Source organism: Nitrosospira sp. CT (assembly GCF_059489795.1).
The window spans coordinates 1-12,523 of the sequence record NZ_JCAHZJ010000017.1; the positions used below are offsets into that span (position 1 = coordinate 1).

The 12,523-nt window shown below is 53.8% G+C and carries 13 protein-coding genes; 4 read left to right on the forward strand and 9 right to left on the reverse strand.

What is annotated here, in order from left to right; all coding sequences use genetic code 11:
- The coding region (locus tag AC52W5_RS02490) for a condensation domain-containing protein (protein WP_495669853.1) at positions 1-205 on the reverse strand (205 nt) is incomplete at its 3' end.
- A gap of 171 nt (positions 206-376) precedes the next feature.
- Between AC52W5_RS02490 and AC52W5_RS02495 the strand changes: the two genes are divergently transcribed.
- The 4 genes from AC52W5_RS02495 (at position 377) to AC52W5_RS02510 (ending at position 4,283) form a co-directional block, all read left to right on the forward strand.
- On the forward strand, positions 377-559 hold the full coding sequence (locus tag AC52W5_RS02495; RefSeq protein WP_495669854.1) for a hypothetical protein: 183 nt from the start codon (positions 377-379) through the stop codon (positions 557-559).
- Positions 560-630: 71 nt separating this feature from the next.
- Positions 631-1,500, forward strand: a complete 870-nt coding sequence (ubiA, locus tag AC52W5_RS02500; protein WP_495669855.1) for a 4-hydroxybenzoate octaprenyltransferase — start codon at positions 631-633, stop codon at positions 1,498-1,500.
- Positions 1,501-1,552: 52 nt separating this feature from the next.
- Entirely contained in the window at positions 1,553-3,016 is a 1,464-nt protein-coding gene (gene ubiD, locus AC52W5_RS02505) for a 4-hydroxy-3-polyprenylbenzoate decarboxylase (protein ID WP_495669856.1), read from the forward strand.
- A 157-nt stretch (positions 3,017-3,173) separates the two neighbouring features.
- A complete protein-coding gene (locus AC52W5_RS02510) occupies positions 3,174-4,283 on the forward strand; it encodes a hypothetical protein (RefSeq protein ID WP_495669857.1) in 1,110 nt (369 codons plus the stop codon).
- 84 nt (positions 4,284-4,367) lie between these two features.
- Here the strand turns inward: AC52W5_RS02510 and AC52W5_RS02515 are convergent, their stop codons facing one another.
- From AC52W5_RS02515 to AC52W5_RS02550, 8 genes are all read right to left on the reverse strand, one after another.
- Positions 4,368-5,819 (reverse strand): putative sulfate exporter family transporter, encoded by a 1,452-nt coding sequence (locus AC52W5_RS02515; protein ID WP_495669858.1) that lies wholly within the window; start codon positions 5,817-5,819, stop codon positions 4,368-4,370.
- 35 nt (positions 5,820-5,854) lie between these two features.
- The gene (locus AC52W5_RS02520) at positions 5,855-6,133 is read right to left on the reverse strand and encodes a DUF5395 domain-containing protein (protein WP_495669859.1); all 279 of its coding nucleotides are present in this window, start codon (positions 6,131-6,133) and stop codon (positions 5,855-5,857) included.
- A 5-nt stretch (positions 6,134-6,138) separates the two neighbouring features.
- Positions 6,139-6,330: a hypothetical protein gene (locus AC52W5_RS02525; protein WP_107761384.1), complete on the reverse strand. Its 192-nt coding sequence runs from the start codon at positions 6,328-6,330 to the stop codon at positions 6,139-6,141.
- A gap of 498 nt (positions 6,331-6,828) precedes the next feature.
- Positions 6,829-7,269, reverse strand: a complete 441-nt coding sequence (locus AC52W5_RS02530; protein WP_113066451.1) for a YjjA family protein — start codon at positions 7,267-7,269, stop codon at positions 6,829-6,831.
- A gap of 122 nt (positions 7,270-7,391) precedes the next feature.
- On the reverse strand, positions 7,392-7,808 hold the full coding sequence (locus AC52W5_RS02535) for a hypothetical protein (RefSeq protein ID WP_495669860.1): 417 nt from the start codon (positions 7,806-7,808) through the stop codon (positions 7,392-7,394).
- Positions 7,792-8,019, reverse strand: coding sequence for a hypothetical protein (locus tag AC52W5_RS02540; RefSeq protein ID WP_256210487.1), 228 nt, complete (start codon positions 8,017-8,019; stop codon positions 7,792-7,794). The genes AC52W5_RS02535 and AC52W5_RS02540 overlap by 17 nt, the downstream gene beginning before the upstream one ends.
- A gap of 102 nt (positions 8,020-8,121) precedes the next feature.
- Positions 8,122-10,920 (reverse strand): beta-propeller fold lactonase family protein, encoded by a 2,799-nt coding sequence (locus AC52W5_RS02545; protein WP_495669861.1) that lies wholly within the window; start codon positions 10,918-10,920, stop codon positions 8,122-8,124.
- Between the two features lie 40 nt (positions 10,921-10,960).
- Positions 10,961-11,986: a multicopper oxidase domain-containing protein gene (locus AC52W5_RS02550; RefSeq protein ID WP_258192227.1), complete on the reverse strand. Its 1,026-nt coding sequence runs from the start codon at positions 11,984-11,986 to the stop codon at positions 10,961-10,963.
- Positions 11,987-12,523 lie beyond the last annotated feature (537 nt).

The following is a 12,523-nucleotide window of genomic DNA, read 5'->3' on the forward strand; positions in this document are numbered from 1 at the left end:
GGCGGTCGAGCAGATCGCCCAGGCTCTCTTCCAGGGCCTTGCGATCCAGCAGGCCGTCGAACGGCAACACTGTGCTCAGGTGATAAACCGTGCTGCCAGGATACAGTTGCTCGAAAAACCACAGCCTTTGCTGCGCAAACGAGGTGGGAAAAAGGAAAGTTTCGCTATTCGTGGTTGGCATCGATCTTGCGGCTTTTTCCATCATCCAACGCTCTTCCTTTGGGACACTTCCCGCTCGTCTATCTGGTGCTCTGCCTTTTGAATTTAGTCAATCCTGCGGGAATTTCAATGTAATGAACCCGAAAAGGCCGCTTATTTGAAAGAGAGATCACTTTTCCTCGGCTCCAAGGGGCTGAGGATTCAGCCGCAGGGGATAATGCGGCATAATTCACCCTTTTCTTTCCGCACGCGCTGGCTGCAGAATCGCGCCTTGCTTACCCAGCTTATTCAATGCCGCTGCTATGGGGAACTCAGTGTCAAGGCTGTGTTCCAGTCGCTGGACGTGACCTGCGGCGATGAGTTGGCCAATGAGGCCATAGCGAATTTAGGGCGGGGCTAAACTGGCGTTGGTGCGGGAAGTGTATTTATATTGGTTATTGAGGTGTTTCTTCCTTCCATCCTGGAGTTCGCGTGACACTCACTCAACGTTTCGTGCATTACGAAAAGCTGATGCGGCTGGACAAGCCTATCGGCATTCTGCTGCTGCTATGGCCGACGCTATGGGGCTTGTGGCTGGCGGCGGAAGGCGTGCCACGGCTGGATATCCTGTTGATATTCGTGCTGGGCACGGTGCTGATGCGCTCCGCCGGGTGCGTGGTCAACGACTATGCTGATCGCAATTTCGATGGGCATGTCGAGCGCACCCGGCACCGCCCCCTGGCAGTTGGAGCGGTGAGTACCAGGGAAGCACTGCTGCTGGCCGGGGGTTTGAGCTTCGTGGCGTTCCTGCTGATCCAGCCGCTGAACCGGCTTACCATCGAGCTTTCGTTTGTCGCCCTGTTCCTCGCCGCAAGCTACCCTTTCACCAAGCGGTTTTTTGCCATGCCGCAGGCTTATCTTGGCATCGCCTTCAGCTTCGGCATCCCGATGGCATTCGCCGCCCAAACCGGGGAAGTGCCATTCCTTGCCTGGCTCCTGATGGGAGCAAACCTCTTGTGGGTGATCGCCTACGATACCGAGTATGCCATGGTGGACAAGGTGGATGATCTCAAGATCGGCATCAAGACTTCCGCCATCACGTTCGGACGTTTCGACGTGGCCGGTGTGATGCTGTGCCACGCGGTTTTCCTCGGGAGCATGGTTGCCATCGGCCTGATCCACAATCTCGGCACCGTTTATTACATCGGTCTTGCGACAGCGCTGGGACTGGTCCTGTATCAATACGGCCTGATTCACGACCGCGACCGTGCGCGCTGTTTCAAGGCTTTTCTTCACAACAACTGGGTGGGCGCAGCGATATTTGCCGGTATCGCGCTGGATTATCTGGCGATTACCTGGTAAGAGCGGCTTATTGAGGCACCGGGACCCGGGACCCGCAACGTAAAGGGCGTAAATGAAGTACAAGGACCTGCGCGATTTTCTTGCGCAACTGGAAAGACAGGGCGAGCTGAAACGCGTAGCGATCGAAATCGATCCCCATCTGGAAATGACAGAAATCTGCGACCGTCTTCTGAAAGCGGGTGGTCCCGCAGTGCTGTTCGAAAAACCCAAGGGGCACGCCATTCCGGTGCTCGCAAACCTGTTCGGCACGCCAAAGCGCGTCGCGATGGGCATGGGGCAGGATTCAGTCGAGGCACTGCGCGAGGTGGGCAAGCTCCTCGCTTATCTGAAAGAACCCGATCCCCCCAAAGGCCTGAAAGACGCATGGGAGAAATTGCCCGTACTGAAACAGGTGCTCAATATGGCGCCGAAGGAGCTTTCAAGAGCGCCCTGCCAGGAAATCGTCTGGGAAGGCAAAGACGTGGACCTTGGCAAGCTGCCGATCCAGACCTGCTGGCCGGGCGATGCGGGCCCATTGATCACTTGGGGGTTGACCGTTACCAAAGGCCCGCACAAGACGCGCCAGAATCTCGGCATCTACCGCCAGCAGGTCATCGCCCCCAACAAGGTCATCATGCGCTGGCTGGCGCATCGTGGTGGCGCGCTGGATTTCCGCGATTTCACTCTCGCCAATCCGGGACAGCCCTATCCAATTGCAGTAGCCCTGGGGGCGGACCCTGCAACCATACTCGGCGCCGTTACACCCGTGCCGGATAGTTTGAGCGAATACCAGTTCGCCGGACTGCTGCGGGGCGCGAAAACCGAAATCGTCAAATGCCTGACACATGGCCTGCAAGTCCCCGCCAGCGCGGAAATCGTGCTGGAGGGATACATCTATCCCGATGAGACGGCAGTGGAAGGTCCTTTCGGCGATCACACCGGCTACTACAACGAGCAGGAAACCTTCCCGGTATTCACCATCGAGCGCATCACCATGCGCCGCGATCCGATCTACCACTCCACCTACACCGGTAAACCGCCGGATGAGCCCGCCATACTCGGCGTGGCGCTCAATGAAGTGTTCGTTCCCCTGCTGCAGAAGCAGTTCACTGAGATCGTCGATTTCTACCTGCCGCCGGAAGGCTGCTCCTACCGCATGGCGGTGGTGAGCATGAAGAAGCAATATGCCGGCCACGCCAAGCGCGTCATGTTCGGCGTGTGGAGCTTCCTGCGGCAATTCATGTACACCAAATTCATTATCGTCACCGATGATGACGTCAATATCCGTGACTGGAAGGAAGTCATCTGGGCCCTCACCACGCGGGTTGATCCGGCGAGGGATACGCTGATCGTGGAAAACACACCCATCGACTATCTCGACTTCGCCAGCCCCGTATCCGGGCTGGGCGGGAAAATGGGGCTGGATGCCACCAATAAATGGCCGGGTGAGACAGCTCGGGAATGGGGCAAGCCGATTGTGATGGATGAGGGAGTGAAGGCAAGAGTCGATGAGATTTGGAAGGACTTGGGTTTGTGAAACATTTAGGAGGCCTCCGCGGATCGACAGTGCAGGCCATATTTCAACTTGCTCAATGCAGACCTCGAAAACAGTGTCCGACACTACGTCGTGCATGACCAACTTCAGCCTAGCTATGTAAGTTGCGGCTCATTTGTTCATAGCTGTCATAGCAAATATGACTCACCGAAAATTCTTAGCACACATCGACAAGACGGGCTTTGTCCTCGAAAATCAAATTGCGCAACAACTTAAGGCAGCCCGCTGGACGGTCATCAGTAACCGGTACTACGTGGACGACGCGGAAGAGTCAGTGCGAGAGATTGATCTTATTGCTTACCAAGTCTCCAAGGTAAAACACCTTGACGTTTACACATCGCTTATTATTAGCTGCAAGAAGAGTGAAACTAATGCGTGGACGCTGCTTTCGCGCAAACTTGATCTAAAAGATCCGAATTACGACTGGCACCCCTTACACGTCTGGGCCAATGACAAAGTTATATCATTCCAACTAGCGGTGGGGGGTTCTGCAAAGCGGTATCACGAGCAGCTAAAATCGCTTGGCGTCGCAAATGCTCTACAAACACCCGCCGTTGAAGTGTTTGCGTTTCAAGAAATGAACAAAATCTCTGGGACCCCTCAGAATGACAAAAATATTTTCTCGGCAATTACTTCGCTAATGAAGGCTCAGGCATATGAACTCGGAGCTCTACCTCAGAGGAAGAAGACGCCATCTGTGTATCAGTTTAATCTACTCTCAGTAGTCGATGCCGAGTTGGTTCGATTGAAGTTTGAAGATGAACAAATCGAAGCAACGGCTGTGGACTCTGAACAATACATCGCTCGATATATTATTCGGAAGCGCGAGACATTCTCCAGAATTCGATTTCTTCGCGCCGATACTTTCTCGCAAATTCTGCCAGAATATGGCCAGCTACATAAGGCTAATTGCCGCTGGTTCGAGCAAGAGCACGAGTCCTTCTATAAGGACATTGTTGAGGACTCAAAGCGGCTTGAGGTGCTTATTGACGATTTCCGGAAGCAAATCGGATGGTTCGTTTCTTGGCGTCTCAAGCATCTTCACGAGAAGCCTATCGCACCCACTTCCATTAGTCTTTATTGGAACGTTAAGAAGAGGTCGCTGCAGATCTGGGCACCCTATGGAACAAGTGGTGAGAGAGCGTTAAACGCGGATACAAAGGCTCGCGAACAGGTAGCGAAAGCGCTAGAGGATGTATACAGATACACCGGTGAGTTCGAATTCGAGGATGACGATATTCCCTTTTAGACGCAAGTGTCGTCGCTCATTCCGCTCAGCTACTCAAGGTGAAGTTGCTCACAGTTTTCCCCTACGTGAGCGGGTTACACCGCCTTATAGAACCGGCGGCATCATCCCCCGATGAAATATCCACGCCACTCCATAAGCAATCGGAGCGATGATGCCGAACAAGGCAATCGCATAAAGCAGCGCCAGCCTGCCCATTCCCTTGAGCTTGCTGAAATCGGTTATGGTGCCGATGCTGAGGAAAGTCAGCATGAACATCATGGTACGCATGGAGCCCTCTACCGGCGTGGCAGCCGTATGCAAGGTCTTGGCAACTTCCGGTCCGCTGGAGGCTAGCGCAATATAGGAAAACCAGACGATCAGGTAGCCCAGAACGAATTTGGGAAAACGATGCCAGATTTCTGAGAGCCCGATTCTGGATTGCCCCGGCTTGCGCTCCACCTTGTATACCCATACCAGCGCCAGCAGAAACGCCCAGACGCCGATGAACACATCGATCCAGATTTTGGTGGTGAGCGATGCCATCAGGATCCAGCCTTCTTTCCATACTACGCCATTGGCCTGGGCATTTGCCCGCATCAGTTCATCCAGGATTGCTCCGGCGGCTGCATCGGCGCCATCGGTTTTGACCGTGAGCCCCAAGGCGGACCCGTTGACGATGGGCTGGCTGGGGGCTACGGCGGCGTAAAACCCTGGCAGGATGATGAGCTCGAACATGGCAAAAATCACCACCAGTATCGAGACAACGACGGGAATGACGGGGCGAGCGCGGATCGCGCCGGCAGTGGCGATCGCGGCCGAGACGCCGCAGATGGAAATACCGGAAGAGAGTACGGCAGAAGCCTCGCGTGACAGCTTGAACCCTTTGCGGGCGAGCGCGTAGACGATTGGCCAGAACAGCATGTAAGCCACAAAAGTGGCCGCGATGCCCGTCAGGACCAGTTCCTGGACAAAGCCCGCCGCCTCCATGGACATGACGCCGATCTTGATGCCGAGAAACACGATGGCGGTCTTGATGAACCATTCCGGTTTCGCGGCTTCACTCAGGAAAGCAGCTGTTCCCTTGAAGAAATTTCCGATGATCAGCCCGATCACGAGGGCGAGCAGGTAGGAGAAACCGCCGCCAAGGGACAATCCCCAGGACAGGTCATGCTTGGCGAACTCATGAACCGGCACCTTGAAATGGGCTTCCTGCCCGATGATCCAGACAACCCAGGTCAGCGCGAAAAGCATGGTCCATGCGGCGAAGAATCGCTTTACATTGAGCTTCATTGCCCATGCGGCAATGCAGGTCAGCGTGGTGAATACCAGATAGGTGACCAGCAACGACATGGCGGGATGCAGCGCCACCTTGCCGCTGGGTTTCAATGCCGTTTCAATCGAGAATTTTCCCCAAACCCAGGTGCTGGTTTTCGCCATCCAGCCAGTGAGATCCCATCCCCAGAGGGAACTCACGCTTGCAAGAAACATGATCAGCCCCAGCCACACAGCCCACCAGTCTTCCGTGCTTGCCATCCCGGAATACCATTTTCTGTTCATTTCGCTTATTCCCCTTGTTTGCCCTTGATTCCTTGTTATTGCGCTTCTTGCGTAGGTGATTTCAGATCCAGCCGGATGTAGCGATTGAAGTAGTGATAAGCGTATTGCCGTATCCAGGTTGGAATGCAGGTGTAGTCAAAAGCCATGAAGACCATGACCTGATTATTCTGCTGGAAGAGTTGCCGATCCAGCAGGCATCTCGTCACATCCTGGTCCAGCTCGAGCAGCGTGTTTCCGCGTGCTTCGAAGGCGGGGTGATATGCGATCCACCTGCTCCCGTCGTGCGTCAACCGAACCTCGAGATCGGCTCGCATCCGTCTTATTTGGGGAGCAGGAACAAGTCGACCAGCACACCCAGGATGACAAGCCCGGCGATGCCAATGCCTATGCTCCATAAGCACAGTTGGGTTTCCCAGCTTTCCCAAGGTTCAGGTTCGCCGAGAATGGATTCGCTGGATAAAAGCGAACCGGCATTTTCAAGAGACTGCTCTTCATTCTTTATATGATCCATTGTCATTCCTCAAATAAAAATGGGTCGCCTCTGATCGATGCGAATGAGATAGTGGTAGCAGTGCAGAGCGCTGAATCAATAGCAACTCATTGACGTTGCCTTCGTGCACTCCTGAGGTGCTTTCCATCGGACTATATTTTTCCCGAAATTTCTTACAAGCTGGTTTGCAAATGATTTTATGTCATAAGTCGGATACGAGCTAGAACCGTCTTGCGAAAACAGGAGAACCGAGAGGAGAGGTAGTACGAATTTTGTTGGCACGTGCATCAGCACTGTCTGATTATATTGGGAAATCTCTCAGGGAGAGCGGCGTTCAGGTACCCGAACTGTGCCGCAAGCATGGAATGAGCGATACCGATTTTGCTGCGATCACTTGGCGTTTTCCACGCCCTTGCAGCGCCTGCTGGCGGTAACTTCCCCGGCAGGCGCTGCTGGACACACTAGAGAGTGAAGCGGCGAAAGCCTTTATGGGAGATTGAAGCAATCTGGACAGATTCTTCAAAGCATGGACTTGCCCTGTTCAAGTATCGTCTCACACGCCTTTTTCACTGCGGAAGCCTTCATGCCCGCCATGCTCAAATCCACGTTCTGGCCAGCACTGCCGCTCACGATACCCTGCGCGCCATTGATATAGTCGGGATTATTTTGGGCTGATTGATCTCCGCCGCCGCTAATCTTTCCCATCAACTGATCCCTGACCGAAGAAGCGTTGTCGCCACTCAGATAATTGTTTTTCATACAGTACTCAATGATTCCCGCGGCATTGCCCGTGCTCCCGGACGTTATGGATGACAGTCCCAATGATGAGGCTGCACCGCCGAGACCGCTTCCCGTGATGTCTTTCAACTGATCGAAACCCTGAGCTGCAAGGGCGCCCGAAAATACGGCGAATCCAATGCCACAACTCAATAACAAGGAATGACGTCTGAAAATATTCATGGACTTTTCTCCGGGTAATTTGAACCAGATATTCCAACTTGCAATGCAGCATATGATTTATAGCAAATCCTGATGAAAAATGTTTTTGCAAATATTCAGTCCCTGGTGATCCCAGCAAAGTTTCACAAGATTGAGGCTTGATTGAGGCCTAATGAAAATCCCTGCTTGCCGAGCGCAGGTTCATTCTTGCCAACTTCGGCCCGCAGCAGTGCAAGGGGGTGTCTACGCAAGGTAAGCCTGATGCTGGCGTAATCGGCGATGATTTCCTCTCCCTCTGGTGCGGTCGGAATGACTGGCAATGTTTCCTTCGCCGGAGCATCCCGCATCAGGTCCCGCTGTGTGATATGAGATGTAACTGTCCACAATGTGGCGCCTATGACCCGACAAGGAGTTCGCAAGGCACCTGCACTGGCAAGCGCACGAATTTCAGCGGTATTCAAGGAGGCGCGGTTTACCAGGTCGTCGGGGTTTTCAAAAAATGCGATTTTTCTTGCTTCAGCAATGCGGGAGATCCCTTTCGCGCTACGTTGTCTTGGCACTCCTGATGCCCTGTTCAAGCGTCCATAATCGTTCGGCAGGCTTGCAAACCCTAAACCTCACGATATGGCGGCTATCGATTTCCAGATGCTTCCAGGCATGCACATAGGGAATATAAGGTAGTGCGACCTGTAGGATATTTCTTTCGCTTCGGGTAATCTGCCTCAGGGCGTAGCTCAACAGCCTTATTTCCCCCACTCCCTCTGTCGGCAACAGCAGTTCCGTCAGGTTGCGCGTAGGCCAGTCCCCTCGGGCAAAAAAACGGCCATCACAATGGATGGCCGATTTAATAGCTTTATAGCTTTGGCAGGATTGTTAATCCTGGCGCAGAGAGGGGTCCTGTTGCGCTGCGGTCAACTGTTCCTTCCATTCCCCGGGAAGGTTCTTGACCCAGCTATTGTATACATTTGGAATAGCAAGCACTCCCTGGCCCCCATAACCCGCCAGGCTGCTGATCTGGTCATCAGCGGGAACGCTGGAATCGCTCACCAGGGAAACCCGTCCCGCTATCATTGCATCTGACAGGTTTCCATCATTGTTGGGATCGGTATCCACCACGATAAGCTCATTGGAGAACTTGCTGGTGACATAGGCATAGTATCCACCGCCTTTCTTGGCGCCAAAATTCGCCCCATGGCAACCCGCGTCACAGGGCAGCATTTTGACGACCCGGTCAGTCATCGTGTCGATGACAATGATGGATTCACCCATATTTGCGACCACTACCGAACGACCATCAGGAGAGACGGGCAACTGGATGGGGAGTATGCCCACGGTAGCCTGTCCGTCTCCGTCACGATCCTGTATGGTTCCGTCAATAGGGTTATAGTCCGCGATCAGATTGATCGTTTTCTTCAATGTCCCACTCCCGTCGAGCACGCTCACACTGTGATGCAGGAGGTTGGCGGCATAGTATTTACTGGAATCGGGCATCATGGCAATGGCAATGGGATGAGCGCCCGGAGCGTTTTCCCCGGTGGGAGTTCTTTCCAGAATGGCCCCGCTGTTGAGGTCATAGAAACCTACATCACCGGTAAAGATGTTGGGCGTGACCACCTGGGTGCCATCCGCGCTGATCCAGTGTCCGTGCGGATTGGTTGCCTGCTGTCCGGATTTTTGCGTAGGCAGCATCTGGCTGACTTCCGTCGTTCCTGCCGGGATGAGGGAAATTCCGTCTTCGCCGTTATTGGTCACCGTGATGTCGTCGTTATCGGGACGGGTCATAACGTGAGCCGGAGCTTCACCTACGCGGATATTTTTGATCAGCGCCCCCGTTTTCTGATTGATCAGAGTTAATTTGTTGTCAAACCATTGGGTTTGATAAACGACCGACTGATCCCTGTTCGTCCACATGTTGTGTGGGTTGTTCATATTGATCTGCGGCAGGGCGATCTTGCGCGATACTTTCCAGTTGCTCGTATCCACAACGGTGATGGTGCCGGGCTTGGTCTTGCCAGCAGTTTTTTCGAACTGGGTGTCGACCCATACCTCCCCCACACCGGGTACAGCGGGAGAAAACTGGGGCGTCAGTGCCACATCGTTGCCGTATCTGGCTGTCAGGACCTCCGACAGGTTGGCAACAGCCCCACCGGTAATCCTGACGGGAACGCTGGGATAAGTTATTTTCCAGGGCGTGGGAGAATTAAATTTCTGCCAGTTATTCGATGCTGTAGCGATAAAGAAGGTTCTCAGCAATCGGGTAGCCAGATCGCTGCTGGTGGGAAGATTCACGATGCCTGTCGCCAGGTTGATGGTGTCGCCCAGGTCAAGCCCCTCGGTATCCGGGTCATCGACGATTACCGCGCCAAACATATAGGGATGCACTTTGCAGGTGAATACATACAGACCAGGCGTTGTCAGTTTGACGATGCCGCCGCCCTTGTATGCCCGGGTCTGGTCAAACGGCATGGATGCGTGTTCGGTATGGGCAGTGCCGCGTCCCCTGCTTTTACCGTTGCCGTTATTGGAGTGGTGTCCATTCGACGGGTTTCCCGCGGCACTGGGCCATAGCAGGCTGGTCATGGTGTGGACCGTGTTGGTGTCCGCCATGATGAAGTTGACGCTGCTGCCGGGAGGAATCACTTCCAGAGAGCGGGTGCTGCCGGTAACGCTGAAGATGGTTTCGCTGCGTGCGCTCCTGAACCACATGCCAGGTTCGTCGGAGATTACGAAAGTAACCAGGCCAGGATCGTTGCTCGTATTCCCGAAAATGGCCCCATAGGGAGAAGCGCCGGCAATACTGTTACCTGTTCCCTTGTTCGGACCCTTGGTGGAGTAAACCTTGAAACTGCCGTGCATGCCGGCTTCCATATGTGAGAACAGATGGCAGTGGTACTGCCAGTCGCCGGCACCGACGCCGGTACCTGCCTTGATGGTGAAGGTATGGCTGTCCGCCACATCTGCCATTAGTCTCGTGTCGATCACGCTGGTTGTTCCTTGCTCAAGCCAGCGGTGCGCATGCAGGTGGAAAGTATGCCCCGGCCCTATCGACAGGACGTGAAACCGGACAATCTCGTTCTCGACAGCGCCAAGAGTGGGATTGGTCCACAAGGGAGTCTCCATCCCGGTTTTGGATATCTCGGTGGCCCAGAAAGTCGATCCCACCATGAACAGGACGAATTGCCTGGAGAGATCCGTGGTACGAACCGATTTGACGGCGCCATCGCCATCCACAAAGCTTTCCGCCTTGCCATCCGCGCTATCCACAACTACAGCGCCAAACAGCCCGAGAAGCTGCTGCCCCTCTCCGTAATATGGATAGGCCCCGGTTCTGGTGGCGGTGAATGTGTAGCTCAGCGTTCCGCCATTCGGCGCTGCCTGTGCGGCGGTGGCGGTTGAAAGACCGGGCACTTTGAAACCGGCGGGTTTATCAGTGTTGTTGGTAACCGTGACATTGACAGTATCGCCTTGTTTCACGAAGAGCGTGGGCCCGGGAATTACGGCCTTATCTCCCCTTTTGTAGCCGTACTGGCCATTGGGTAATATCTCGGCAGTCAATGAAATGTCATGGACCGCCGCCAGTGCTGTCTGCGAAGCCAGCAGCGAGGCTGCAAGCAGCGCAAGCGCTGCGGCCTTCACCGACGCTGTTTTCAGCCCAAGAATAATTTTGTTCATTTAAATTTTTTTCCTTTTAATCTTTACCGGTTCGATCAGTTCAGTGGGGAACTGCATTGGTGACAATGAAGCTGCCTTTCATGCCCATCAATTTGCGCGAGAAGTTTGCATTCATGTAATTTGCACTGCCCAATGCCTTGATCGTGAACGCGTGATTTTCGAGAGGGCCGATGTCTTTCGAACCGATCAGCCTGGCCGTTCCCGGATCCACCCATTGATAGCCTTCCAGCTGGAATCGGTTCAGATAGGTGCCCATCGCGATCAGGTGAAACCTGACGTTGTCGCCGCTGGTTGCGCTGAGCAGGGGATTTGCGCCGAGTGGGGTCTGCTGTCTGGTGGCGCCGTCAATTTCCATCCCCCAGAATGCATCGTCGCTCAGATAGAGCACATAATCTTTTCTGATGCCTGCAACCGGTATGCTTGAGATGCTGCTGCCGTTACTGGCCGTTACCGTGCCCGATGCCGGATTGACGATGACAGCGCCATAAAGTCCCCTGTCTTCCGCGCCGTTGTGGGTTTCGAAATTGTGATCATGATAAGGCCAGGTACCGGCAGTGCCAGGGGCAACATCCCAGATATAGGTATAGAAGTGGCCGCCATGGTCGGGATAGGCGCCTTCGTTGTCGATCTTGTTGATAATCTTGAGCGAGCCGTCGCTCAGGATATTGTAGTGAACTCCGTGCACATGGACGCTGACCTGCTGGTCTGGACTCATGCTGATGCCGTTGCGTATGGTCAGCCTGACCTTGTCACCTTCAGTCAGGACGATCGTGGGCCCGGGCACTGTCGCCTGCTTGCTGTAGCGGGAAGTAATATTTACCTTGTCTACCTGGTGTTCAACCATCCGATACGCTAGTACACCATCTTCAAGCTGCTCCGCCGCCATTTCAATCCGATGCTCGGCCGCAGCGCTTTCCTCCATGGGTAAAGAAAGCAGAGTCAGACAGAGCACAGACGGAAGAGCCAGTCCGCCGCAAAAACGCTTGAAGGAAAAAGTAATTGAGGAATGCCGGAGGAGATCGGAAGCAAAGAAATCCTCCATAGCATCGCTATGTTGATACTTCATTTTTTGAAGGTTCCTCTAGAGTTGTAATTTTTGAACGAATGAGGTTCCGGGCCGAAGCGGCCTTGCCAGTCCAAAACTATGATTGTTGAGTTTCTTTAGAAGGGCCTCTGAACAATTCCTGCGTCTTTCGCGTAAGACCTGTCAGAAGTTCTATGGGATCAAGTGGAACAGCGTACGGTTCGATATATGCCATGACGCCCATCAAGACGACGATTTCGTCCTCAATAACCACTGTTTATGGCGGCCAGATTATGAGCAAATAGCAGTGATGCAGCCATGGGAGGGGTGTACTTTTTTAATAGGGTACATGTACCAATTTTGTTCAAGGAAGTCAGTACATTAGTACCGGGACGGCAACCTGAACAGGTGGCGGAAGCTACATTTGCCCGCAGGTTCCAAATCAACAGAACAACTGGAAAAGATTCAAGATCGAACCTGGCGGATGAGCTGCGCAAAGCGTTTTTTGGAGGAGTAGCGAGAGGTGGGGGAGGAGAAAGCCGGGGAAAGAATAAGGACAGCAGTGCAGGCTGCTGCTGG